Source organism: Thermus composti (assembly GCF_014647535.1).
GTDB classification, from domain to species: Bacteria; Deinococcota; Deinococci; order Deinococcales; family Thermaceae; genus Thermus; species Thermus composti.
Genome location: NZ_BMPJ01000007.1, coordinates 39,521 through 62,676 on the forward strand (window position 1 = coordinate 39,521; position 23,156 = coordinate 62,676).

General features: G+C 68.4%; 23 protein-coding genes. 16 read left to right on the top strand and 7 right to left on the bottom strand.

From position 1 onward, the window contains the following. Positions 1-2 precede the first annotated feature (2 nt). From IEX93_RS03885 to IEX93_RS03915, 7 genes are all read left to right on the top strand, one after another. On the top strand, positions 3-668 hold the full coding sequence (locus tag IEX93_RS03885) for a hypothetical protein (protein ID WP_188846682.1): 666 nt from the start codon (positions 3-5) through the stop codon (positions 666-668). 10 nt (positions 669-678) lie between these two features. After that, entirely contained in the window at positions 679-1,797 is a 1,119-nt protein-coding gene (gene mqnE, locus IEX93_RS03890) for an aminofutalosine synthase MqnE (RefSeq protein WP_188846684.1), read from the top strand. After that, positions 1,798-2,610: a menaquinone biosynthetic enzyme MqnA/MqnD family protein gene (locus IEX93_RS03895; RefSeq protein WP_188846686.1), complete on the top strand. Its 813-nt coding sequence runs from the start codon at positions 1,798-1,800 to the stop codon at positions 2,608-2,610. 66 nt (positions 2,611-2,676) lie between these two features. Next, on the top strand, positions 2,677-3,207 hold the full coding sequence (locus tag IEX93_RS03900; protein ID WP_188846688.1) for a YceI family protein: 531 nt from the start codon (positions 2,677-2,679) through the stop codon (positions 3,205-3,207). Then, entirely contained in the window at positions 3,207-3,986 is a 780-nt protein-coding gene (locus IEX93_RS03905) for a VOC family protein (protein WP_188846690.1), read from the top strand. Before IEX93_RS03900 ends, IEX93_RS03905 begins: the two co-directional genes overlap by 1 nt. Positions 3,987-4,121: 135 nt before the next feature. Beyond that, positions 4,122-5,156, top strand: coding sequence for a 3-deoxy-7-phosphoheptulonate synthase (aroF, locus tag IEX93_RS03910; protein ID WP_188846692.1), 1,035 nt, complete (start codon positions 4,122-4,124; stop codon positions 5,154-5,156). After that, complete coding sequence (locus IEX93_RS03915) at positions 5,153-6,232, top strand: prephenate dehydrogenase/arogenate dehydrogenase family protein (RefSeq protein WP_188846694.1); 1,080 nt, start codon at positions 5,153-5,155, stop codon at positions 6,230-6,232. Before aroF ends, IEX93_RS03915 begins: the two co-directional genes overlap by 4 nt. Here the strand turns inward: IEX93_RS03915 and IEX93_RS03920 are convergent. Genes IEX93_RS03920 through IEX93_RS03930 form a run of 3 tightly spaced genes read right to left on the bottom strand, consistent with a single transcriptional unit; the run spans position 6,224 to position 9,056 of the window. After that, the gene (locus tag IEX93_RS03920; protein ID WP_188846696.1) at positions 6,224-7,174 is read right to left on the bottom strand and encodes a GGDEF domain-containing protein; all 951 of its coding nucleotides are present in this window, start codon (positions 7,172-7,174) and stop codon (positions 6,224-6,226) included. The two genes, IEX93_RS03915 and IEX93_RS03920, sit on opposite strands and share 9 nt — an antisense overlap. 46 nt (positions 7,175-7,220) lie before the next feature. Next, positions 7,221-8,573: an FAD-binding oxidoreductase gene (locus IEX93_RS03925; RefSeq protein ID WP_188846699.1), complete on the bottom strand. Its 1,353-nt coding sequence runs from the start codon at positions 8,571-8,573 to the stop codon at positions 7,221-7,223. A gap of 12 nt (positions 8,574-8,585) precedes the next feature. Next, on the bottom strand, positions 8,586-9,056 hold the full coding sequence (locus IEX93_RS03930; protein ID WP_188846701.1) for a hypothetical protein: 471 nt from the start codon (positions 9,054-9,056) through the stop codon (positions 8,586-8,588). Positions 9,057-9,128: 72 nt separating this feature from the next. On the opposite strand from IEX93_RS03930, the gene IEX93_RS03935 reads away from it, so the two are divergent. Continuing rightward, on the top strand, positions 9,129-9,581 hold the full coding sequence (locus tag IEX93_RS03935; RefSeq protein WP_188846707.1) for an EVE domain-containing protein: 453 nt from the start codon (positions 9,129-9,131) through the stop codon (positions 9,579-9,581). Here IEX93_RS03935 and pilC read toward each other — a convergent pair. After that, the gene (pilC, locus tag IEX93_RS03940) at positions 9,556-10,776 is read right to left on the bottom strand and encodes a type IV pilus assembly protein PilC (protein WP_188846709.1); all 1,221 of its coding nucleotides are present in this window, start codon (positions 10,774-10,776) and stop codon (positions 9,556-9,558) included. The genes IEX93_RS03935 and pilC overlap by 26 nt on opposite strands. Here pilC and IEX93_RS03945 point away from each other — a divergent pair. Continuing rightward, a complete protein-coding gene (locus tag IEX93_RS03945; RefSeq protein ID WP_188846711.1) occupies positions 10,775-11,359 on the top strand; it encodes an L-threonylcarbamoyladenylate synthase in 585 nt (194 codons plus the stop codon). The two genes, pilC and IEX93_RS03945, sit on opposite strands and share 2 nt — an antisense overlap. Beyond that, complete coding sequence (scpB, locus tag IEX93_RS03950; protein WP_188846713.1) at positions 11,360-11,887, top strand: SMC-Scp complex subunit ScpB; 528 nt, start codon at positions 11,360-11,362, stop codon at positions 11,885-11,887. Here the strand turns inward: scpB and IEX93_RS03955 are convergent. After that, entirely contained in the window at positions 11,834-12,910 is a 1,077-nt protein-coding gene (locus IEX93_RS03955) for a PIG-L deacetylase family protein (RefSeq protein WP_188846714.1), read from the bottom strand. The genes scpB and IEX93_RS03955 overlap by 54 nt on opposite strands. A gap of 34 nt (positions 12,911-12,944) precedes the next feature. Between IEX93_RS03955 and IEX93_RS03960 the strand changes: the two genes are divergently transcribed. After that, on the top strand, positions 12,945-13,568 hold the full coding sequence (locus tag IEX93_RS03960) for a GNAT family N-acetyltransferase (protein ID WP_188846716.1): 624 nt from the start codon (positions 12,945-12,947) through the stop codon (positions 13,566-13,568). On the opposite strand, the gene IEX93_RS03965 is transcribed toward IEX93_RS03960, so the two are convergent. Continuing rightward, the gene (locus IEX93_RS03965) at positions 13,565-13,888 is read right to left on the bottom strand and encodes a heavy metal-binding domain-containing protein (RefSeq protein WP_188846718.1); all 324 of its coding nucleotides are present in this window, start codon (positions 13,886-13,888) and stop codon (positions 13,565-13,567) included. The genes IEX93_RS03960 and IEX93_RS03965 overlap by 4 nt on opposite strands. A 17-nt stretch (positions 13,889-13,905) precedes the next feature. On the opposite strand from IEX93_RS03965, the gene IEX93_RS03970 reads away from it, so the two are divergent. Genes IEX93_RS03970 through IEX93_RS03990 form a run of 5 tightly spaced genes read left to right on the top strand, consistent with a single transcriptional unit; the run spans position 13,906 to position 21,863 of the window. Then, positions 13,906-16,101 (top strand): DEAD/DEAH box helicase, encoded by a 2,196-nt coding sequence (locus tag IEX93_RS03970; protein ID WP_188846720.1) that lies wholly within the window; start codon positions 13,906-13,908, stop codon positions 16,099-16,101. 38 nt (positions 16,102-16,139) lie between these two features. Continuing rightward, on the top strand, positions 16,140-16,541 hold the full coding sequence (locus IEX93_RS03975; RefSeq protein WP_188846722.1) for a hypothetical protein: 402 nt from the start codon (positions 16,140-16,142) through the stop codon (positions 16,539-16,541). Further along, positions 16,538-19,156, top strand: a complete 2,619-nt coding sequence (locus tag IEX93_RS03980; RefSeq protein ID WP_188846723.1) for an AAA family ATPase — start codon at positions 16,538-16,540, stop codon at positions 19,154-19,156. The genes IEX93_RS03975 and IEX93_RS03980 overlap by 4 nt, the downstream gene beginning before the upstream one ends. Further along, a complete protein-coding gene (gene dnaG, locus IEX93_RS03985) occupies positions 19,107-20,843 on the top strand; it encodes a DNA primase (protein ID WP_188846726.1) in 1,737 nt (578 codons plus the stop codon). Before IEX93_RS03980 ends, dnaG begins: the two co-directional genes overlap by 50 nt. Positions 20,844-20,879: 36 nt before the next feature. After that, positions 20,880-21,863, top strand: a complete 984-nt coding sequence (locus IEX93_RS03990; RefSeq protein WP_188846728.1) for a malate dehydrogenase — start codon at positions 20,880-20,882, stop codon at positions 21,861-21,863. 48 nt (positions 21,864-21,911) lie between these two features. Here the strand turns inward: IEX93_RS03990 and IEX93_RS03995 are convergent, their stop codons facing one another. Further along, positions 21,912-23,129: an aspartate kinase gene (locus IEX93_RS03995; RefSeq protein WP_188846731.1), complete on the bottom strand. Its 1,218-nt coding sequence runs from the start codon at positions 23,127-23,129 to the stop codon at positions 21,912-21,914. Positions 23,130-23,156 lie beyond the last annotated feature (27 nt).

The window sequence follows — 23,156 nt, forward strand, 5'->3', positions numbered from 1 at the left end:
GGGTGCTGGTCTACCTGGACCAAAACCACGCAAGCCGCATGGCCAAGCACCTCCTAGGGCAAAGGGGGCACGAGGCCTTCGGCAAGCTCTTCCAGGCCCTAAAGGGTAAAGCCCTCGCCCCGCCAAGCCCCTTCCACGTCCTGGAGACCCTTTACCCCCAAAGGGGCCCCGAGGAGAAGGCGGGCTACCTCCTCCCCGCCCTCAAGGAGGTCTTCGCCGCCCTCTCGGAAGGGTACTGGGTCCGCCCCTGGCAGGAGGTGGCCTGGCGGCAGGGGCGGGGCCTCTACCGGGAGGACCTCCTCTGGCGGGGAGGGGACTGGGAGACCCCGGCCGACCTCTCCCCTTTCCTGGGGCTTCCCGAAAAGCTCCGGGGGCTTCCCTACCCGGAAGCCCGGGAAAGGGCTATCCGGGAGATCCAAGGGCGCACGGGGCTTAAGGAGGTCCCCTTCACCCGCCTTTTGGCCCACCTCCTCGCCCGGATGCAAAGCGACCTCACCCGCAAGCCCCGCCCCTCGGACCTCCTGGACGCGGTCATGGCGGCCACGGTCTACCCCTACGTGGACCTCCTCCTCACCGACCGCTACCTGCGAAACCTCCTCCCCGAAAGGAGCGTGGGCGGGCGGCAAAAAGAGGTGGAGGCCCTGGTCAGGCGCCTAGGCGGGGAGTAGACTCCCCCTTGTGAAGGGGATCCGGGACCCAAGGCTTATCCCCATCGCCGAGAAGGTGGAGGCGGGGGAAAGGCTTTCCTTTGAGGACGGCCTCGTCCTCTACGAGACCCAGGACCTCCCCACCCTCATGCGCCTCGCCAACCGGGTGCGGGAGAGAAAGCACGGGCACAAGACCTACTTCGTCCACTCCATCCGCGTCTCCCAGACCAACATCTGCTACGTGGGGTGCACCTTCTGCGCCTTCCAAAGGCGCTTCGGGGAGGAAGGGGCCTGGGACTTTGACGTGGAGGAGGTGGTGGCCTGGGTGAAGGAGCGCTACCAGCCGGGCCTCACGGAGATCCACCTCACCGCCGGGCACCACCCCAAAAGGCCCTTCTCCTACTACCTGGACCTGGTGCGGGCCCTCAAGGAGAACTTCCCCGGGGTCCAGGTGAAGGCCTGGACGGCGGCGGAGATCCACCACTTCTCCAAGATCGCCCGCCTGCCCTACCGGGAGGTGCTGCAGGCGCTAAAGGAAGCGGGCCTGGACGCCATGCCCGGGGGCGGGGCGGAGATCTTCGCCGAGCGGGTGCGTAAAAAGATCGCCCGGGCCAAGGTCTCGGCGGAAGGGTGGCTGGAGATCCACCGCATCGCCCACGAGCTCGGGATCCCCACCAACGCCACCATGCTCTACGGGCACATAGAGACCCTCGAGGAGCGCCTGGACCACATGGACCGCCTGCGCCGCCTCCAGGACGAGACCGGGGGGTTCATGAGCTTCATCCCCCTGGCCTTCCAGCCCGACGGGAACCAGCTCGCCCGGGAACTGGGCAAAAGGGAGTTCACCACGGGGCTGGACGACCTTAGGAACCTGGCGGTGGCCCGGCTTTACCTGGACAACATCCCCCACATCAAGGGGTACTGGGCCACCCTGACCCCCGAGCTCGCCCAGGTTTCCCTGGACTGGGGGGTGACGGACATAGACGGGACCCTCATTGAGGAAAGGATCGTCCACATGGCGGGAAGCCCCACCCCCCAGGGCCTCACCAAGCGGGAGCTGGCCCGGATCATCCTCAAGGCGGGGCGCCTTCCCGTGGAGCGGGACGCCCTCTACCGGGAGATCCGCATCTGGGACCGGGTGGAGGCCTAGATGGGCTACGTCCTCGGCCTTCCCCGCTACGCCAACGTCTCCCCCCTCCACCACTTCCTTAAACCCGAGGGCTTCCAGGTGCGCTACGCCGTCCCCGCCGAGCTCAACCGCCTTCTCCTATCGGGAGAGGTGGGGCTTTCCCTGGTGTCCAGCTACTTTTACCTCAAGCACCAGGAGGCCCTGGGGCTCCTTCCCGACTTCTCCGTGGCGGTTCTGGGGAGGGTCTACTCGGTGAACCTCTTCCACAAGGGGCGGTTAGAGGACCTAAAGCGCATCGCCCTCACCACGGAAAGCGCCACCAGCGTGGCCCTCCTAAAGCTCCTCCTAAAGGAAAGGGGGTTGGAACCCACCTACGAGCGGGCCGAGGGAGAGCTGGAGCTCCTTTCCGCTTACGACGGCGTTCTCCTCATCGGCGACCGGGCCATCAGGGCCTACGCCGCCCTTCTCCCAAAAGTCCCCGAAACGCCCCACACCCTCCCCACCCGCTTCGGGGAGGTAGAGGTGGCGGACCTCTCCACCTTGTGGTTTCAAAGGACCCGCCTCCCCTTCGTCTTCGCCGTCTGGGCCTATAGGCGGGAAAACCCACCCCCCAAGCCCCTGGTGCAAGCCCTTAGGGAAGCCCGACGGGAGGGCCTGGGACGGCTTAGGGAGGTGGCCGAGGCCGAGGCCCAAAGGCTTGGCGTCCACCCAGCCCTCCTCCAGCACTACCTCTGGAACTTCCGCTACCACCTGGAGGAGCCCGACCGCCTGGGCCTCCAGGCCTTCGCCGAGGCCTTGGGCCTCCCCTTCCGGCCGGTCTATTACCCTGGATAGCGCTTGACTTTTTATAGCGCTTTGGTTATCATGCCCCCTGGGCCTCTGGCCCAAAGGAGGTGCGCCGTGCGTTGGAAGCTGGACCCGACCCACACCAGTGTGGAGTTCGCCGTGCGCCACATGATGATCGCCACGGTGAAGGGGACGATCAACCTCAAGGAAGGCTATGTGGAAACCGACGAGACCGGGAAGCCTATCCGGGTGGAGGCCCGGCTGGACGCGGCCAGCATCCACACCGGCGTGGCCGACCGGGACAACCACCTGCGCTCCCCCGACTTCCTGGACGTGGCCAACCACCCGGAGATCGTGTTCAAGAGCGAGAAGATCACCCCCCTGGGGGAGGGCCGCTACCGGGTGGAAGGGGAGGTGACCATCCGGGGCGTGACCCGGCCCCTTTCCTTTGAGGTGGAGACCTATGGCCCCGCCAAGGACCCCTGGGGGAACGAGCGCATCGCCGCCCACTTTGAGGGGAAGCTGAACCGGAAGGACTTCGGCCTCACCTGGAACATGCCCCTGGAGGCCGGGGGGCTTCTCGTGGGGGAGGAGGTCCGCTTCAGCGTGGACACCCAGGCGGTGAAGGAGGCGGTGGCCCAGTAATGGCCTTTCCCCGGCGGCTCCTCGGCCTAAGCCTTAGGGTGAAGGAGCTCGGGGCCGCCCTTTTCTTCTACCGGGACCTCCTGGGCCTAAAGGTGGAGGCGGACCCACCCCGCTACCGGCTTTTCCCGGAGGGGAAGGGATTTTTCCTAGACCTAATCCACGACCCTCAGGCCCCCCTAAGGCCCTACCCCTCGGTGGGGCTCTACCACTTCGCCCTTCTCCTGCCGAACCGTGAGGCCCTGGCCGGGGTCTTCCGCAGGCTTCTGGAGGCGGGGGCCCACTTTGAGGGGGCGGCGGACCACGGGGTCTCGGAGGCCCTTTACTTCCGCGACCCCGAGGGAAACGGCCTCGAGCTCTACCGAGACCGCCCCCAGGGGGAATGGCCCAAAGGGCCCCTGATGTTCACGGCACCCCTGGACCTGGAGAAGCTCCTTCGGGAAAACCCTAGGCCCGCCCCCCTTCCCCCCGAAACCCTCCTCGGCCACCTCCACCTCCACGTGGAGGACCTGGCGGCGGCGGAGGCCTTCTTCGCCGGGAGGCTTGGCATGGAGGTCACCTTGCGCACCTACCCCGGGGCCCTCTTCTTCGCCTGGGATCGCTACCACCACCACGTGGGGGCGAACACCTGGGCGGGGAGGCGCAAGGCGGAGGAAGGGGCCACGGGGCTTTTGGGCTACACCCTCCTCGCCCCTCCCGGCGTGGCCCCCGGGGCCTTTCGGGACCCCACCGGGGCCTTGGCGGAGGTCTTGACGGAAGCCCCCCTTCCCCTTAGACTCTAACCCAACTATGCGGACCCTAGGGCGCTACTTCGGCTTTTATTATCCCGCCGGGGGCGCCCTGCGGTCTGCGTAGGCCCGTACCGCAAAAAGGGCGCCCCCAAAAAGGGGGCGCCCGAGGTTTTTGGGAGGGAAGCCATGCTGATCGTGATGAAGCGGGGCCACACGGAGGCGGAGCTAGAGGAGGTCATCCGGGAGATTGAGAAGGTGGGCTACCGGCCCCACGTCTCCCGAGGGGTGGAGACCACCCTGGTGGGGGCCATCGGCCGGGGGCCCACCCCGGAACTCATGGAGCACTTCCGGGCGCTTCCCGGGGTGGCCGAGGTCATCCCCATCTCCAAGCCCTGGAAGCTGGCGAGCCTCGAGGTCCAGCCCTTCCCCACCGTCTTGGAGTTCCCCACGGGCAAGACGGGGGGCGGCCACGTGATGGTGGCGGCGGGGCCTTGCGGGGTGGAGTCCTTGGAGCAGACCCTTAAGGCCGCCCGCTACGTGAAGGCCCACGGGGGCCACATGCTCCGGGGCGGGGCCTTCAAGCCCAGGACGAGCCCCTACGCCTTCCAGGGGCTTGGGGTGGAGGGCCTGAAGATCCTGGCCGAGGCCAAGAGGGAGACGGGCCTTCCCATCGTCACCGAGGTCCTCTCCCCGGACCAGGTGGAGCTCGTGGCCCAGTACGCCGACGTCCTCCAGATCGGGGCCCGCAACGCCCAGAACTTCCCCCTCCTCCAGGCGGTGGGGGAGGCGGGGAAGCCCGTCCTCCTCAAGCGGGGGATGAGCATGACCCTGGAAGAGTTCCTCATGAGCGCCGAGTACATCCTCTCCCGGGGCAACATGCGGGTGATCCTGGTGGAGCGGGGGATCCGCACCTTTGAGAAGGCCACCCGCTTCACCCTGGACGTGGCCGCCGTGCCCGTCCTAAAAAGCTGGACCCACCTCCCCGTCTGGATAGACCCCTCCCACCCGGCGGGCAAAAGGGACTGGGTCATCCCCTTGGCTTTGGCGGGGCTTGCCGCGGGGGCGGACGGCCTCATCGTGGAAACCCACCCCGAGCCGGAAAAGGCCCTCTCCGACGCCGCCCAGCAGCTCCACGAGGAGGAGTTCGCCGAGCTCATGGAGAAGGTGCGCCGCCTGGCAGCCGCCTTGGGCAAGCACCTCGCCGCCCCCGTCTTAGGATGAAGCCCCTTTTCGGCAAGGTAGGGATCTTCGGGGTGGGCCTTCTAGGGGGAAGCGTGGCCTTGTGCCTCAAGGAGCGCTTCCTGGCCGAGGAGGTCCACGCCTACGACCAAGACCCCCTGGCCCTGGAAAAGGCCCTTTTTCTCGGCGTGGCGGACCGGGTGCACACCGAGCTAGGCCCCTGGGTGGGGGAGCTTTCCCTGGGGATCCTCGCGGCCCCCGTGGGGGCCTTACCGGAGCTCGGGAAGGCCCTTGCCCCTTGGGCCCATCCCCAAAGCCTCTGGACCGACGTGGGAAGCGTTAAGGCCAAGGTGGTGGCCGCCCTAGAAGGCCTCCTCCCCCACTACCTGGGGGGGCACCCCATGGCGGGAAGCGAGCGGGCGGGGGTGGAAAACGCCCACGCCGGGCTTTTGCAAAACGCCGTCTGGGTGCTAACCCCCACGGAGAGGACGAGCCCCAAGGCCAAGGAAGGGATCCCCAGGCTGGTGGAGGCCCTGGGGGCTTATCCCCTCGAGGTCCCCCCCCTCCTCCACGACGAGCTGGTGGCCCGCATCTCCCACCTCCCCTACCTCCTGGCCGTGGCCCTAAACCGCCTGGTGGCCCATAGCCCCCACAAGGACCTCCTCATGTTCCTGGCCGCCGGGGGCTTCCGCGACCTCACCCGGGTGGCCTCCGGCTCCCCCAGGATGAGCCGGGACATGGTGGTGGAAAACAAGGAGGCCCTAAAAGGGGCCATAGAGGAGCTAAGGGAGGTCCTCCTGGAGCTAGAAGGCCTCCTGGAAAACCCCGAGGCCCTCCTAAAGGCCGCCGAGGAGGCCAAGCGCACCCGGGATAGCCTCCCCATCGTGCGCCGAAGCCTCCTCCCCGAGATGCACGATCTCGTGGTCCAGGTGCCGGACCGCCCCGGGGAGATCGCCCGGATCGCCACCGCCCTGGGGGAGGCCGGGGTGAACATCAAGGACATAGAGGTCCTCACCATCCGGGAGACGGCGGGGGCCCTAAGGCTTTCCTTCGCCACCCGGGAGGAGCGGGAAACGGCTAAGGCGGTGCTAAGGGAAGCGGGCTACCGGCTACCCTAGCTCCTCCGTGGCGCGGGCCACCCGGTCCTTGCCCCCCGCCTTGGCCCGGTAAAGGGCCTCATCCGCCCGGCGGTAGAGGTCCTGAAGGTCCCCCCGGTAGGTGGCCACCCCAAAGCTCGCCGTGATCCCCAGGGCCTTTAGCCCCTCCCGGAGCCTTTCCGCCAGGTGCGTCGCCTGCGCCCCGGAGGTCCTGGGGAGGAGGATGGCGAACTCCTCGCCCCCCCACCGGCCCACCAGGTCCTGCTGGCGCACGTGGGCGATAAGGTAGCGCCCCACCTCCCTTAAGAGGCGGTCCCCCTCGGGGTGGCCCTTCTCGTCGTTTATCTTCTTGAAGTCGTCCAGGTCCAAGAGGACCAGGCTTAAGGGCTCCCCGCCCCGCTCCACCCGGGCTGCCTCCCGCTCCAAGGCCATCTCCAGGGCCCTGCGGTTGGGAAGCCCGGTGAGGGAGCAGGTGAGGGCCTGCTCCCGCCAGAAGCGCACCTGGCCGTAAAACTCCCGGAAGCGGGCGAGGAGGAGGGTGAGGGCGAGGAGCACGGGCTGGCTTAGGGCGAAGTACCCGTAGAAAAACCCCAAGGGTTTCCCCAGAAGCACCGGCCCCAGGGCCAGGAGCGAGGCCCAAAACCCCCCCACCGCCAAGGACCGGGGCCAGGGGTAGGCGAAGGCGGCGAGGAGGTAGAGGGCGGAAGACCAGAACCCCACCACGGGCCAGTCTTCCCCGGCCCTCCCAACCTCAAAGAGGAGGTAGGCCCCAAGGGCGTGGACCAGAAGCTTGGGGGCCCGCCTCGGCCCCTGGCGCAAGGCCAGGAGGAAGAGGAGGGCGAAAACCCCGTAGGCGGCCCAAACCCAAGGCCCCTGGGGCGGGGAAAAAAGGAGCCGAAGGCCGACGCCCAAGGGAAGACCAAGCCAGGCCAGCGCGTACAATCCCCTCGCCCAGCGGTCCATGGAGGCATTTTTACCGAGGGGTGTGTAAAAGCTGTGAAAGCTAACCCTAGGGCAGGACCTTCCCCGGGTTCAGAAGCCCCCAAGGGTCCAGGGCCTCCTTGACCGCCTCGAGGGCCCCCAGGGTCTCGGGGTCCACCGCCTCCCCCATGAACTTCCGCTTCATGAAGCCGATGCCGTGCTCCCCGGAAAGCACCCCCCCGTGCCTTAGGGCCACCCGGACGATCTCGTGGGCGAGCTCCCAGACCTTCTCCTCGCTCTCCCTCCTGGGGTCAAAGAGGATGTTGGGGTGGAGGTTCCCGTCCCCGATGTGGCCGAACTGGACCACCACGAGGCCGAAGGCCTTTCCCAGGGCCTCAATCTCCCGCACCACCTGGGGCAGGGCCGAGCGGGGCACGGCGATGTCCTCGTTCACCCGCTTGGGGCGGATCCGGCCCAAGGCGGGGCTCACCGCCCGCCGGGCCCGCCAGAGGGCCTCCGCCTCCCCCTCGTCCCGGGCCCGCCGCACCTTTCCCCCTAGAGCCAAGGCGGTCTCCTCCAGAAGGGCGAGCTCCTCCTGCACCAGCTCGGGGTCGTCCCCGTCCGTCTCGGCGAGGAGGAGGGCGTGCCCCCGGGGAAGGCCCATATGGAGGTAGTCCTCCACGGCGTCCACGCAAGAAGCGTCCAGAAACTCCAGCCTGGCCGGGACCGCCCCCAAGGCGATGGCCCGGGAGACCGCCTCCGCCAAAGCCTCCACCTGAGGAAAGAGGGCCATGAGGGTGGCCCGGTGCTTGGGAAAGGGGAGGAGCCTCACCCTGGCCCCGGTGATGAGGCCCAAGGTCCCCTCGGAGCCCACCAGAAGCCCGGGGAGGTCGTAGGCCTTGCGGTCTAAGCGGTGGACCTCCCCAAAGGCGTCCACCCACTCCAGCTCCAAGAGGTAGTCCCCCGTGACCCCGTACTTAAAGCAAAGGGGCCCCCCGGCGTTTTCCCCCAGGTTCCCCCCCAGGGTGCTGGTGCGGTAGGAGGCGGGGTCTGGAGGGTAGAAGAGGCCGAAGGGCCTCGCCGCCTCGGAAATCCGGGCGGTGGTCACCCCGGGCTCGGCCCAGGCGGTCTGGGTGCGGGGGTCCACCTCGAGGCGGGTCATGCGGGTGAAGGCCACGGCGATGGCCTCCTCCAAGGGCACCGAGCCCCCGCTCAGGCCGCTTCCCGCCCCCCGGGGGACCAGGGGAACGCCGAAATTTCGGGAAAGGCGCACCAAGGCCTGGACCTCCTCCCGGGTCTCGGGCAGGACCACCGCCAAGGGCTCCTCGCCCACCAGGATGGCGTCGTAGCGGTAAACCGCCTTCTCGGGGCGGGCAAGGAGAACCCTCGGGCCGAAGAGGCGCTTGAGCTCGTCCAACAGAGCCTTGGGGGAGGCCACCATGCCTTTAGGCTACTAGGGCGCCGTCTCGTAGGGGTCGCATCCCGAGGAGCTGTCGGGGACCATGACCACGGAGCTTCGCACGTAGTCCGAGGCTGCGCCCCCGTGGAACCCCCTTACCCAAAGCACCTTGTTGTCCACGGGCTCCACGATGATGCCCTGAGGGCTTAGGGACTGCTGGGTCTGGGAAGGGGTCACGTCCACGTACCCCGTGACCCGGCCCTCGCCAAGGATAAAGGTGTTGAGGTCCGCCACCTTCTGCCCTGGGCGGGCCTCCCAAGGGTGCTGGCCCTCGGCCAGGAGGTAGACCTCGAGGCGGTCTATCAACCCCGAGAAGTCAAAGCCGAAGTCCACCCGGGTGGTCCTATAGGTGCAGTAGCGGTCCTGGCTCCAGAGGTTCCGGATCTCCGGGGGAAGGGGGGTGATGACGATCGCACACCCCCCAAGGAGCGCCCCAAGAAGCAACAACCCTAAACGCGCCCACATACATCCCAAGGTAAGGCCCAGCCCTATCCCCCGGGGTGACGCCCCGCTAAAGGGGGCTTTAGACTTTAGGCCATGGCCTACTGGCTCCTCAAATCCGAGCCCCAGGTCTACAGCATCGCCGACCTGGAGCGGGAAGGAAAGGCGATCTGGGACGGGGTCCGGAACTACCAGGCCCGCAACTACCTGATGCAGATGCAAGAGGGCGACCTCTGCTTCTTCTACCACTCCAGCACCACCCCCCCGGGGATCGCCGGGCTTTGCCGGGTGGTGCGCACCCAGGTCCCCGACCCCACCCAGTTTGACCCGGAAAGCCCCTACTTTAACCCCAAGGCCACGCCGGAAAAGCCCCGGTGGTACACGGTGGAGGTGGCCTTCGTGGAGAAGTGGCCCCTCGTCCCCCTCGCCGAGCTCAAGGCCCTCTTCCCCAGGGACCACCCCCTGGTAAGGCGGGGGAACCGGCTTAGTGTGATGCCGGTTCCCCCGGAGGTGGCGAAGGCCCTTATTGCACGGAGAGGGTCCCGATGATCTTGAAGAGGGGCAGGAACATCCCCGCCACGATCATCCCCACGATGACGCCCAGGAAGATGATCATGAGGGGCTCTATGGCGGCGGTGAGGCTCGCCACCGCCTCGTCCACCTCCCGCTCGTAGAAGTCGGCGATCTTGGAAAGCATGGTGTCCAGGGCCCCGGTCTCCTCGCCGATGGCCACCATGGAGCTCACCATGGGGGGGAAGACGAAGGGGTGCTGGGCCAGGGTGAGGTTCAGGGGGTCGCCCTGCTGGATCTTGAGCTTGGCGGCCTCCACGATCTCCTCCACCACGCGGTTGCCCGCCGTGCCCTTGGTGATGTCCAAGGCCTCCACGATGTTCACCCCGCTGGCGAGGAGGAGGGCCAGGGTGCGGGAGAAGCGGGCCACGGCGGTCTTGCGGTTCAGGTTGCCGAAGACGGGAAGGCGGAGCTTGACCCGGTCAATGACCTTCCGCCCCTGGGGGGTGCCGTAGTACCAGCGGTAGACGAAGTAGAGGACCACGGCGAGGAGGAGAAGGGGCAGGGTGGCGGCCCTCAAGAGGTCGGAAAGGGCGATGAGGAAGCGGGTGAGGAGGGGTAGCTCCGAGCCTAAGTCGGTGAGGATCTGGGCGAACTGGGGCACGATCCCCGTGAGGAGAAAATAGGCCACGCCCACGGCGAAGACGAAGACGATGACGGGGTAGGTCATGGCGCTTCGGATCTTGCCCCTTAGTTCCAGCTCCTTTTCCAAGAAGCTCGCAAGCCGGTCCAGGATGAGGTCTAGCCCCCCCGAGGTCTCCCCCGCCCGCACCAGGTTCACGTAAAGCCGGGAGAAGAGCTTGTGCTTGGCCAGGGCCTCGGAAAAGGCCATGCCCCCTTCAATATCCGTCCGGACCTGCTTGAGGATCTCTCGGAACTTCTTGTTTTCGGTCTGCTTTTCCAGGATGGCCAGGGACTGGAGGAGGGTGAGGCCCGCCCCCAGCATGGTGGCAAGCTGCCGGGAGAAGATGGCCAGGTCCTTAAGGCCTGGCCCCCGCTCCAAGACGGGGATCCGAACCTCCGCCTGCAGGCCCTTCCCGGGCTCTTTGATCTCGGCCACGAAGAGGCCCCGGTCGCGGAGGAGCCTCGCGGCGGTGCGGAGGTCCTCAGCCTCAATGGTGGCCTCCACCAGGCGGCCCTGGCGGTCCCGGGCCTTATACTGGTAGACCGGCATGGAAGAAGTATACCGGATGGCCCAAAGGGCAGCGGAAACCCTCAAAGCGGGGGGCCTCGTGGCCCTGCCCACGGACACCGTCTTCGGCGTCTTGGCCCGGATGGAGGACGAGGCCGCCTGCCGCCGCATCTACGAGGTCAAGGGGCGGCCCGAGGACAAGCCCCTCCAGGTCCTGGTGGCGGACCTGGAAAGCGCCCTGAGGCTCGCCGACCTTGGACCCCTTAAGGAAAAGTTTCTGCGCCTGGCCGAGGCCTTCTGGCCCGGGGGGCTCACCGTGGTAGTCCCCGGGTGGGGCATCCCCCCTTGGATCAGCCGGGATGGCTCCGTGGGCCTCCGGATGCCCGACCACCCCCTGGTGCGGGAGGTGCTCCGCCGGGTGGGGGGGTACGCCGCCGCCACCAGCCTCAACAAAAGCGGCGAGCCCCCGGTGCGCACCGCCGAGGAGGCCAAGGCCTTCGCCGTGGACCTGGTCCTTCCCGGGGAGGCGGGAGGGCTCGCCTCCAGCGTGGTGGACCTGCGCACCGGGGAGGTCTTAAGGGAAGGGGCCATCCCCAAGGAAGCCCTGCTGGCCTACCTCGCCTAGATGGCAGGCCCTAGCCTCAAGGCGGAGATCCTGGCGGTCCTTTTCGCCGCGGGAAGGCCCGTGGCCCTTAAGGAGCTTAAGGCCCTGGGCCACCCGGAGGAGGCGGTGCTAAGGGCCCTGAAGGCCCTCGAGGCCGACCTCCAAGGCGGGGCGCTGGGGGTGGCCCTGGAGCGGGTGGCGGGGGGGTGGCGGCTCGTGGTGCACGAGAAGGCCCTGCCCGCCGTGGAGAAGGTGCTCAAGCCCTCGCCCCCAAAGCTCTCCAAGGCGGCCCTGGAGGTCCTCGCCCTCATCGCCTACCACCAGCCCATCGCCCGGGCGGAGCTTGAGGCCATGCGGGGCAGGAGCGTGGAGGGCGTCCTGGAAAGCCTCCTGGAACGGGGGCTCATCCGGGTGGTGGGGGAGAAGGAGGCCCCGGGCCGCCCCAAGCTCTACGGCACCACGGAGCGCTTCCTCGAGGTCTTCGGCCTGGAAAGCCTAGAGGACCTCCCGCCCCTGGAAGGGGGCCCACCCCTCCTCCTCCGCGGCTAGCACCTCCTTGGCCGGGACGGGAAGGGGGCTAAAAAGCTCGTTTTGGCGCACGAAGGCTAGAAGAAACCGGCCCAGAAGGCGCATCTGGCTCCGGTGGGCCCGGATGGCTTTCTCTTTAAGCCGCACCTCCTCCTCCCACAGGGGAAAGCGCCGCCAAGGAAGCCCCCGGCCCCTCGGGGGCGGGTAGAGGGGAAGCCGGGGGTGGAGCCCCTTGGGCAGGGGGTACTGGTACCCCCCGTGGACGATGTAGAAGAGGAGGCGGTCCTCCATCCCCAAGGCGGCCGCCACCTGCATGCCGAAGTAGGCGGTGGCCTGGTGGTCCCGGTGGGCGTCCAGGGGGCTTGGCAGGAGGATGCGGCTTGGCCCAAGCTCCCGGAAAAGCTCCCCCAAGACCCCTTCCAGGGCCTTGCCCGTGTAGGGTAGGCCCGGGCGGTAAGCGCCCGGGTAGGCCACGGCCCTAAGCCCGGTGTGGGGGCTCTCCCAGGGCAGGTAGTAGTGGGTGGTGAAGAGGGAAAAAAGCCCCTGGTCGGGAAAGCCCAGGAAAATGGCCGAGTCCTGGGAAAGCCCCAGCGCCTGTAGGCCCCGCCTGGCCTCCACCATGCGCCTTAGGGCCAGGCGGCGCAGGGCCTCCTGGGAGGGAAGGGGGCTTCCCGCAGCCAGGTCAAAGGCATCCCCCGAGGTGAGGTAGACCACGCTCACCCGCCCCCCCTCCCGGGCCACCCGGGCCATGAGCCCCGCCGCCGCCAAAACCTCGTCGTCGGGATGGGGGGCCAGCACCAGAAGGTGCTCCCCGGGTCCTAAGGCCAAGGGGGGAAGGCGGCGAACCCGCAAGGAGGCCAAGAAGGCGTGGTAGTAGGCGAAGAGGAACCGCCCGTTGACGAAGGCCCAGACCCCCAAGGCGGCCAGCACCACCGCCAGGCGCTCGGCCCAGAGGAGGCCCAGCCAAAGCCGCACCGCCTCCGTAAGGAGAAAGTAGCCCCCAAGGAGGAGCAAAAACCAATGCCAGGGGGCAAGGCGCCTCACGGGAGGGCATTCTACCCGGGTTAGACTGGAAGGGGTGCCCACCCTGCGGCCAGCCACGCTCCAGGACCTCCCCGCCATCGCCCGCCTTTCCCACGCCACCCTCCTTTTGGGGCGGGAAGCCCCTTGGGTCTTTCCCAGCGAAAGGCTTTGGGGGGAGGTTTTCGTGGCCCCTTACCTGCGGGCGGGGTGCTGCAACCTGGTGGCCGAGGAGGAAGGGAAGGTTTTGGGCTACATCCTGGGGGCCTGCTCGGGTTTCGCCCTTTTTTGGGACCTCTTGCCCCGGCTTCCCCTGCTCCTCCTGCGGATCGGCCTAGGGGTTTATGGCCCCCCCCTTCCCCACCTCCGCTACCTCCTGCGCCTCCTTCGCTTCCCGGGTCCCAAGGCCCCCCTGGGCCGCTACCCCGCCCACCTGCACATCGCCGTGGGCCTCGAGGCCCGGGGCAAGGGCGTGGGTAGGCTCCTCCTTGTGGCCTTTCTGGACTGTCTGCGGGCCAAGGGGGTGCCGGGAGTCCAGCTCGCCACCACCCGGGCCAACCAGGCGGCCCGGAGACTCTACCAAAGCTTGGGCTTCCGTCTCTATGCCAAGAAGGCGAGCCCCTTCTGGGCCCCCTACCACGGCCACCCGGTGATCCACGAGGTCTGGGTAAAGGAGCTTTAGGGCGAAAGGCGCACGGCGGTGCCGCTGGCGGTGACCATGAGCATGGAGTTGCCCTGGCCTAAAACCTCGTAGTCCACGTCAATCCCCACCACGGCGTCGGCCCCAAGGGCTTTGGCCGCCTCCTCAAGCTCCTTTAGGGCCATCTCCCGGGCCCGCCTAAGCTCCGCCTCGTAGGCCCCGCTCCGCCCCCCCACGATGTCCCGGATCTGGGCGAAGAGGTCCCGAAAGAGGTTCGCCCCCACGATGGCCTCGCCGAAGACGATGCCCAGATAGGCCTCAATCCGGCGCCCTTCCACCTCGGGCGTGGTGGTCAGGATCATGCCTCCATAATAAAGGCGTGTTGCCCGAGGCCCTAAGGGGGTGGGAGAACTACCGGGCGTGGCTCGAGGCCGACCCCGAGTTCCGGGGGCGCATCGTCTTCGCCCACCTCCTTCCCCAAACCCCCCCCAGGCCCGTCCCGCCCCGGGGGCCCTTCGCCGGGGTCCTGGAGGCCTTGGGCCTTAGGCCCTTTCGCCACCAGCAGGAGGCCTTAGACCGGGTGGCCGAGGGAAAGAACGTGGTCATGGCCTACGCCACCGCCGCCGGGAAAAGCCTCGTCTTCCAGGTCCCGGTCCTCAAGGCCGCCCTGGAAGGCCAAACGAGCCTCCTCCTCTTCCCCACCAAGGCCTTAGCCCACGACCAGCTCCGGCGCCTCAAGGCCATGGCCCAGGCCCTGGGGCTGGACGGGGTCTTCCCCTACGACGGGGACACCGCCAGCGAAACCCGGAGGCGGGCCCGGGAAGGGGGAAGGGTCCTCCTCTCCAACCCCGACATGCTCCACTTCGGCCTTCTGCCCCGGCACGGGGACTGGGCCTCCTTTTTGGCCCGGCTTAAGTACCTGGTCCTGGACGAGCTCCACGCCTACCGGGGGGTCTTCGGCACCCACGTGGCCCTGGTCCTCTTCCGCCTCCTGCGCCTGGCCCGCCACTACGGGGCAGACCCCCAGGTCATCGCTGCCAGCGCCACCATCGCCAACGCCAAGGAGCACGCGGAAACCCTCACGGGCCTCCCCTTCGTGGAACTCCGGGAGGAGGTGGCCCGCTCGGAGCGGGAGCTTCTGGTCCTCCTCCCCAAGCCTTTGGACCCCAAAGGGGAGAGGCGGCGAAGCCCCCTTCTGGAAGGGGCCTACCTGGCCCGGGCCCTGGCGGAGGCGGGGCTTAGGGGGCTCGTCTTCGTCAACGCCCGGAAAAGCGCCGAGCTTTTGGCCCGCTACGCCGCCCACCCGGGGGTGCGCCCCTACCGGGCGGGGTACACCGCCAAGGAGCGGCGCAGGCTGGAGGAGGCCCTGAAGCGGGGGGAGGTGCGGGTCCTGGTCTCCACCAGCGCCCTGGAGCTCGGGGTGGACATCGGGGAGCTGGACGCCGTGGTCCTGGTGGGCTACCCCGGCTCCATGGCCGCCTTCTGGCAGCGGGCGGGAAGGGCCGGGCGGGGGGAAAGGCGGGCCCTTGTGGTCTACATCCCCCGGGAAGACCCCATGGACGAGTACTTCCTGCAAAGGCCCGAGCTCTTCCTAAAAACCCCCCCCGAGGAGGCGGTGGCCGAGCCGCAAAACCCGGTCCTCTGCCCCCTCCACCTCCACGCCGCCGCCTGGGAGAAGCCCCTGACCAAGGAGGAGGTCCTCTGCCCCGAGGCCCTTTCGGAGCTCAAGGAAAAAGACGGCCTCTTCTACACCCCAAGGCGCCACCCCCACCGGGCCATCGCCCTCAGGGGCCTTGGGGCCACCTTCACCCTGAGGGGGCCTGAAGGGGAGGTTCTGGGCTACCTGGACGAGCGCCAGGCCTACTGGGAGGCCCACCCGGGGGCCATCTACCTCCACGGGGGGGAAAGCTACCTGGTGCGGAACATAGACCCCGGGCGGCGGGAGGTCTGGCTCCTGCCCGCCCTCGAGGACTACTACACCGAGCCCCGGGCGGAGACGGACCTGGAGGTCCTCTCGGGGGAGCCCCTAGGCCACGGGGTCTGGGTGGGGCGGGTGGTCCTGAGGGAGCGGGTGGTGGGCTACGTGAAGAAGCGCTTTTACACGGGGAGCGTCCTGGAAGAGGTGCCCCTGGAACTCCCCGAGATCACCTTCCCCACCGAGGCCCTCTGGTTCCACCCCCCCGAGGCCCTTCCCCCCCACCGGATCCCCGGGGGGATCCACGCCCTGGAGCACGCCCTGATCGGGCTTCTTCCCCTCTTCGTCCTGGCGGAGCGGCAGGACATCGGGGGGATCTCCTACCCCTTCTACCCCAGGCCCCTGCCCTCGGGGCAAGGCCCCACGGTCTTCATCTACGACGGCTACCCCGGCGGGGTGGGCTACGCCCGGCGGGCCGCCCAAAGGTTTCCCGAGTGGGTGCGGGCCGCCCTGGAGCTCCTTTTGGCCTGCCCCTGCCAGGAAGGGTGCCCCCGGTGCGTCCTCTCCCCCAAGTGCGGCAACGGCAACCAGTACCTGGACAAGGAGGCGGCCCTCTTCCTGGCCAAGGCCCTGGCCTGGCGGCTGGCCACCCAAACCTAGGCTTCCCAGGGCCCTCCCCGGGCCCTTAAACTCTTCTCATGACCGCCTCCTTGGAGGAAAGCCCCGAGGCCTTCTTCGCCCGCTTTCAGGCCTACGCCCTCGAGGTCCACCTCTTCCCCGAGCCCTGGGGGAGCCCCCTCTTGGAAGTGGGCGTGGCGGGGCAGATCGTCTACGCTTTTGACCGGGGCGCCCCCCCGGCCCCCACGGGCCCCGTGCGGGGGCTTCTCCACGGGGTGGTGCGGGAGGCGGGGCCCTGGGAAGGGGAGGCCTTCCTAAGGCGGGAAGGGGCGGGCTACCGCCTGGGAGGGCGGGTGCGCCCCTTGGGGGAGGGGTTTTACCTTTTGGAGGAGCCCTTCCCCCTTCTCCTCCACGCCGAGACCCCCCTGCCGCCCAGGGCCTGGGTGCGCCTCTGGCCCCCCCTCATGCTCTTCCGGGAGTGAAGGTGCGGTGCCTCTGCGGCCAGAAAAACCCCCCTGGGGCCCAGTTCTGCATGGGCTGCGGCCGCCCCTTGGGCAGCCCCCTCCTCAAGGAGCGCCGCCACGTGAGCGTGGTCTTCCTGGACCTGGTGGACTCCACCTCGAGGTTTCAGGGGGGCCTTGAGGCCGCCTACCGGGAGATCCAGGCCGCCCTGGAGCGGGCGGCCCAGGAGGCCCGCCTCCGGGGCGGTTTCGTCCACCGCTTCCTGGGGGATGCGGTCATGGTCCTCTTCGGGGCCCCTAGGGCCCAGGGGATGGAGCCCTGGCGGGCCCTGGAGGCCGCCCAGGCCATGGTGAAGGCGGCGGGCCTTCCCGCAAGGGCCGGGGTGGCCAGCGGGGAGGTGCTCTGGGCCCCCTTGGGGGAGGGGCAGGCGGGGGAGGCCACCTCCTTGGGCCCGCCGGCGGTGCGGGCGGAGCGGCTCTCCAAGGTGGCCGCCCCCCAGGAGGTGGTCTGCGACGGGAAGACCCTGGGGGCGGCCCCGGGGACCCGGGCCATCCCCTTAGGCCCAAGGCCCCTCAAGGGGCTTGGGGAGGTGGAGGCCTTCCGGGTGGAGGCGGTGGGGGTCGCCCTGGGGCCCGAGGAGGCTTCCCTCCTCGAGGAGGCCTTAAGGCGGCTTCTTGAACCCGGGGGCAGGGTTAACCTGGTGGGGCCGCCGGGAAGCGGCAAAAGCCTCCTCCTGGCCGAGCTGGTCCGGAAAGCCCCCTTGAGGACCGTGGTCCTGGAGCGCATGGGGCCCGAGACCCCCTTGCGGCTAAGCCTTCAGGAGGCCGCCCAAAAGGCCTTCGGCGGCCTGGAAACCCTCCTCCACCTGCCCCTGGCCCCCCACCTCCACCGGGCCCTCCGCTATAGCCTGGGCCTCGAGGCCCGCCCCCCCTGGCCCCGGGAGGCGCTGGAGGAGGCCATCCTCGAGGCTTGGGAAGAGGCCCTAAAGAGCCTCTCCGAGCCCCTGCTCCTGGTCCTCAAGGACTTCCACGCCCCCGACCCCACCCTCCTCCGCTTCCTCGGGCGCCCCCTCCCCCAGCTCCGCCTGGCGGTGGAAAGCCGCAGACCCCTCTTCCAACCCGCCCTTCTCCTCAAGGAAAAGCCCATCCCTCCCCTCCTCGCCCTCCAGCCCGCCCTGGACGGCCTCCCTTTCCCGGAAAAACGGGGGCTTCTGGTCCTCGGGGTCCTGGGGGAGGCGCCCCAGGACCTGGCGGAAGGGCTTGCGGGCCCCTTCTCTTGGGAAAGGCTCTGGGAGGAAGGCCTTTTAGAGGGGGAAAGGCCCCTCCCCTCGGTGGTCCGGGCCGCCCGGGCCCTGGTCCTCGAGGAGGAGCAAGGGGCCTGGCACCTGGAGGCCGCCCGGTACCACCAAAAGCACGGAGACCCCCGGGCCATGGCCCGCCACCTGGCCCTAGGGGGGAAGCCCCGGGAGGCCGTTCAAACCCTACGGGTCCTGGCCCAAGGGGCCTGGAGGAAAGGCCGCCTAGAAGAGGCCATCCCTCTCTACGAGGAGGCCCTGGCCCTGGCCCCCGAGGGCCTAAAGCCCGCCCTGGAGGCCGAGCTCCAGGACGCCCGGGCCTCCTTGGGCCAAGCCCCGGAGACGGAAGCGGGACCCAGGGCCGAAGACCCCGTCCTTAAGGCCTTCCGCCAGGCCAAAGACCCCCTCGCCCTCCAAGCCCTCCTCCCCCACCTAAGGCCCTACCCCTTGGAGGAGGCCCAGGCCCGCCTAGAGCTAGCGGGAGCCCTCTGGCGGGCCTTCCGCCCCAAGGCCGCCCTCCAGTTCCTCACCCCCTTCCACCCGCACCTTCCCCCAAGCCTCCACCTCCACTACCGGTCCCTAAGGGCGAGCCTCCTCATGGACCTGGGCCGCTACGAGGAGGCCGAAGCCCTCCTGGCAGGGCCTGCGGAAGGGGATCGGGAGGCCCACGCCCGCTTCCACGCCACCCGCCTCCGCTTCCTCCTAGAACAGGGCCGGCTTCCCGAGGCCCTGGAAGAGGGGGAGGCCTACTACGCCCAAAACCCCCACCCCTGGCTTGCGGCGAGCCTTCTCGGGGCCCAGGCCCTAAGGGGGCGGTTCCCCGAAGCCCTCTACCGGGAGGCCCAGAAGCACCCCGACGGGAAGAGCCTGGCCGTCCTGGCCCTGGCCCTCCACACCTGGAAAACGGGCCGCGATCCCAGGCACCTCCTGAAAGAAGCCCTGGTCCTTTCCCGAAAGCTTTCCAACCCCTACGTCCACCACTTGGCCCTGGCCACCCTGGCCCTCTTCCTTTGGCCCAAGGCCCCGAGGAAGGCGCAGGCCCTCTCCCAGCACCTCCTCTACCAGACCCACCGCACGGGCTTCGCCGTGCACCTGGAGATCGCCCGTCTCCTTAGGGCCCAGCTCCTCTTGGAGGAGGGGGAGCGGGTGGACCACCTTCTGGTCTTCGTCCCCTCAACGCCCCTAACCCAGGTCTGGCAGCGGGTTTTGGCGGGGGAGGCCCCGGGGAGGGAGCTTAGGGGGTACGGTATCCTGGGAAGGTGGATCGCCCACCTCTGGGCAGGGGTTCGCCATGGACCTAGGCGAAGCGGTGGAGGCCATCAAAAGCCGCCTCTCCCTTAAGGAGGTGGTCTCCCGGTACGTGGTCCTGAAGCCCGCGGGCCGGGGGCGGTGGAAGGGCCTATGCCCCTTCCACCAGGAGAAGACCCCTTCCTTCTACGTGGACGAGGAGAAGGGGCTTTTCCACTGCTTCGGTTGTAAGGCGGGAGGCGACCTCATCGCCTTTGTGGAGCGCCTCGAGGGCCTGGACTTCCTGGGGGCGGTGGAGCGGTTGGCGGAAGAGGCGGGCCTAGAGATCACCCAAAAGGGAAAGCCCCAAGGCAAAAGGGAGCTTCTGGACGTCCTCAAGCTGGCCCAGGCCTACTTCCTGGAAGGCCTTAGGGCCTCCAAGGAAGCCCAGGCCTATTTGGCAAGCCGGGGACTTTCCCAGGAGAGCATCGCCCGCTTCGGCCTAGGCTACGCCCCCCCGGCGGCGGACGGCCTCCTCACCTTCCTCGCCCAAAGGGGCATCCCCCCGGAGGAGGGGGCGCGGGCCGGGGTGCTCTCGGAAAGGGAAGGACGCTTCCACGACCGCCTCCGCCACCGGATCACCTTCCCCATCAAGGACCGGCTTGGGCGGATCGTGGCCTTCACGGGAAGGGCCCTGGGGGACGAAACCCCCAAGTACCTCAACACCCCGGAGACCCCCCTTTTCCGCAAGCGGGAGGTCCTCTTCGCCTACCCCGAGGCCAAGGAGGCCTTGAGAAGGGGCCGGGCCATCGTGGTGGAGGGGCTTTTTGACGCCATCGCCCTCCACCAGATGGGCTTCTCCGAGACCGTGGCCGTCCTGGGCTCGGGGCTTTCCGAGGAGCAGGCCGCCCTCCTCAAGGCCCAGGAGGTGCGGGAGGTCTACCTGGCCTTTGACGCCGACGAGGCCGGGCAGAAGGCCACCCTCCAGAGCCTCAACCTGGAGCTCGCCAAAAAGTTCCTCTTCTACGCCGTGCGCCTCCCCGCCAAGGACCCGGGGGAGCTCCTCCTCCTTCCCGATGGCCCCGCCCTCTTCCAAAAAGCCCTGGAAGAAGCCCTTCCCGAGGTGGACTTCCGCTTCCAGGAGGCGGCCAAGGGCCTGGACCTAAACCGCCCGGAGCACCGAAGGAAGGTCCTTTTGGCCCTGGCCCCCAGGATGCTCTCCCCGGAGCCCTTTGACCCGGTGGCCGAGCGGCTCAAGGCCCTGGTGGTGGAGCGGCTTGGCCTTTCGGCGCGGGAGCTTGCCGACTTCCTCCGGAGCCTAAAGCGGGGAAGCCCCCCGCCTTCCCCGCCACCCAAAACCGAGCCCAAGAACCGGGTCCTCCTCCTGGAGCTGGACGTCATCGCCCTCCTCCTCTCCCTTCCCCCAGAGCGGTTCGGGGAAGGGGTGCGCCGGGTGGCCGACCAGGTCTGGCCCCCGGAGGGTTCCCTTTTGGCGGAGTTTTTGGAGCTCGCCCAAAAAGAGCCCCGGCGGGACTACCTGCGCCAGGTGCTAAGCCGCAAGGAGGCCGGGGGGATTCTTCTGGAAAAGCTCCTTTTGGTCCGGTCCCCGGAGGACCCGAGGTTCGGGGAGCGGTTGGAGAAAACCCTGGCCCGGCTAAGGGAGGCCTACTTCCTGGAAAGGCGGCAGAAGCTCAAGGAAGCCCTCCGCCAAAACCCCGCCGACCTCGAGCTCCTCAAGGAGATCCACGAGCTGGACCAGGCCATTGAGGCGGAAAGGCGGATCTACCGGGGCCTCGGGTAAAATGCCCCCTGGGCGGAGGCCCAAAGGAGGGAAAGCATGAAGCGTCCCGTTTGCGTGGCGGTCACCGGCGCCGCAGGCCAGATCGGCTACAGCCTCCTTTTCCGCATCGCCGCGGGGGAGATGCTGGGCAAGGACCAACCCGTCATCCTCAAGCTCCTGGAGGTCCCCCAGGCCATGAGAGCCCTCGAGGGCGTGGTCATGGAGCTGGAGGACTGCGCCTTCCCCTTGCTTGCGGGCCTCGAGGCCACCGACGACCCCAAGGTGGCCTTCAAGGACGCGGACTACGCCCTTCTGGTGGGGGCGGCCCCCCGCAAGGCGGGGATGGAGCGGCGGGACCTCCTGGAGGTGAACGGCAAGATCTTCACCGAGCAGGGCCGGGCCCTGGCCGAGGTGGCCAAGAAGGACGTGAAGGTGCTGGTGGTGGGCAACCCCGCCAACACCAACGCCCTCATCGCCTATAAAAACGCCCCTGGGCTCAACCCCCGGAACTTCACCGCCATGACCCGGCTGGACCACAACCGGGCCAAGGCCCAGCTGGCCAAAAAGACCGGCGTCCCCGTGGACCGGATCCGCCGCATGACGGTGTGGGGCAACCACTCCTCCACCATGTTCCCCGACCTCTTCCACGCCGAGGTGGACGGCAGGCCCGCCCTGGAGCTCGTGGATATGGAGTGGTACGAGAAGACCTTCATCCCCACCGTGGCCCAGCGGGGGGCGGCCATCATCCAGGCCCGGGGGGCTTCCAGCGCCGCCAGCGCCGCCAACGCCGCCATTGAGCACATCCGGGACTGGGCTTTGGGCACCCCGGAAGGGGACTGGGTCTCCATGGCCGTCCCCTCCCAAGGGGAGTACGGCATCCCCGAGGGCATCGTCTACTCCTTCCCCGTGACCACCAAAGACGGGGAGTACCGCATCGTGGAGGGCCTGGAGATCAACGAGTTCGCCCGGAAGCGCATGGAGATCACCGCAAAGGAGCTTCTGGACGAGATGGAGCAGGTGAAGGCCCTGGGCCTTATCTAGGGCCAAGGGACCGCCCCCGCCGGGGCCTCCCGGCGGGGGCCAACCCTTTTAGGCCTTGTCCAGCTCAAAGGCCTGGTGGACAGCCCTAAGCGCCGCCTCGGCGTACTCGGCGGGGATGATCACGGAGATGCGCACCTCGCTGGTGGCGATCATCTCAATGTTGGCCCCCGTGGAGGCCACCGCCTGGAACATCTTGGCGGGAACCTCCGGCTGGGAGGCGAGCCCCACGCCCACGATGGAGACCTTGGCGATATCGGGCCTCAGGATGGCCTCGCCCCCGATCTCCGCCAGAACAGGCTCCAAGGCCTCCAGGGCCTCCTGGGCGAAGTCCTTCTTCACCGTGAAGGCCATCTGCTGCCTCGAGGGGTCGTGGCCGGGCACTCCCTGGATGATCATGTCCACGGCAATCCCCCGTTCGGCCAAAGCCTGGAAGACCTTGGCGGCGATCCCCGGCTGGTCGGGGATGCCGATGAGCCCGATCTGGGCGTGGTCCAGGTCCAAGGCCACGCCCGTCACCACCCTGTCCATTTCCATACCGACCTCCTTCACCAGGGTACCGGGGTTGTAGGAAAAGCTGGAGCGCACGTGGAGCACCACCCCGTAGCGCTTGGCGTAGTAGACCGCCCGGGGGTGGAGGACCCTGGCCCCCAAGGCGGCCATCTCCAGCATCTGGTCGTAGCCGATGACGGAAAGCTTCCTCGCCTCGGGGATCAGGTGGGGGTCCGTGGTGTAAACCCCCTCGGTGTCCGTGTAGATCTCGCACTCCTTGGCCCCGAGGGCGGCGGCGATGGCCACGGCGGTGGTGTCCGACCCCCCCCGGCCCAAGGTGGTGATCTCCCCTTCCGGGGTGGTGCCCATGAAGCCGGCGATCACCGCCACAAAGCCCTCCTCCAGGGCCTCCCGGATCCTAGCCGGGTTGACCTCGAGGATCCGGGCATCCCCGTAGCGCCCGTCGGTGGTGATGCCGATCTGGTGCTGGACGAAGCCCTTGGCGGGGATCCCCATGGCCCAAAGCTGCATGGAAAGGAGGGCCACGGAAACCTGCTCCCCCGTGGTGGTGAGGAGGTCCAGCTCCCTAAAGGGGGGTCTCGGGTTCACCCGCCTGGCCAGGGCGATGAGCTCGTCGGTGGTGTGTCCCATGGCCGAGACCACCACCGCAAGTTGATGCCCTTTCTCCCGGTAATGGGCGATGCGCTGGGCCACCTTGTGGATGCGCTCCAGGTCACCCACGGAAGTGCCGCCGTACTTCTGAACCACGAGGGCCACGCCCACCTCCTTCCCGCCCCCAAGGGC

Coding starts and splice junctions, on each gene's coding strand:
- IEX93_RS03895 (WP_188846686.1), top strand. CDS start 1,798: ATGGGCTACGTCCTCGGCCTTCCCCGCTACGCCAACGTCTCCCCCCTC.
- IEX93_RS03975 (WP_188846722.1), top strand. CDS start 16,140: ATGACCGCCTCCTTGGAGGAAAGCCCCGAGGCCTTCTTCGCCCGCTTT.
- aroF (WP_188846692.1), top strand. CDS start 4,122: ATGCTGATCGTGATGAAGCGGGGCCACACGGAGGCGGAGCTAGAGGAG.
- IEX93_RS03965 (WP_188846718.1), bottom strand. CDS start 13,888: ATGATCCTGACCACCACGCCCGAGGTGGAAGGGCGCCGGATTGAGGCC.
- IEX93_RS03990 (WP_188846728.1), top strand. CDS start 20,880: ATGAAGCGTCCCGTTTGCGTGGCGGTCACCGGCGCCGCAGGCCAGATC.
- IEX93_RS03945 (WP_188846711.1), top strand. CDS start 10,775: ATGGAAGAAGTATACCGGATGGCCCAAAGGGCAGCGGAAACCCTCAAA.
- IEX93_RS03905 (WP_188846690.1), top strand. CDS start 3,207: ATGGCCTTTCCCCGGCGGCTCCTCGGCCTAAGCCTTAGGGTGAAGGAG.
- IEX93_RS03925 (WP_188846699.1), bottom strand. CDS start 8,573: ATGGTGGCCTCCCCCAAGGCTCTGTTGGACGAGCTCAAGCGCCTCTTC.
- IEX93_RS03920 (WP_188846696.1), bottom strand. CDS start 7,174: ATGGACCGCTGGGCGAGGGGATTGTACGCGCTGGCCTGGCTTGGTCTT.
- IEX93_RS03915 (WP_188846694.1), top strand. CDS start 5,153: ATGAAGCCCCTTTTCGGCAAGGTAGGGATCTTCGGGGTGGGCCTTCTA.
- pilC (WP_188846709.1), bottom strand. CDS start 10,776: ATGCCGGTCTACCAGTATAAGGCCCGGGACCGCCAGGGCCGCCTGGTG.
- IEX93_RS03930 (WP_188846701.1), bottom strand. CDS start 9,056: ATGTGGGCGCGTTTAGGGTTGTTGCTTCTTGGGGCGCTCCTTGGGGGG.
- scpB (WP_188846713.1), top strand. CDS start 11,360: ATGGCAGGCCCTAGCCTCAAGGCGGAGATCCTGGCGGTCCTTTTCGCC.
- dnaG (WP_188846726.1), top strand. CDS start 19,107: ATGGACCTAGGCGAAGCGGTGGAGGCCATCAAAAGCCGCCTCTCCCTT.
- IEX93_RS03935 (WP_188846707.1), top strand. CDS start 9,129: ATGGCCTACTGGCTCCTCAAATCCGAGCCCCAGGTCTACAGCATCGCC.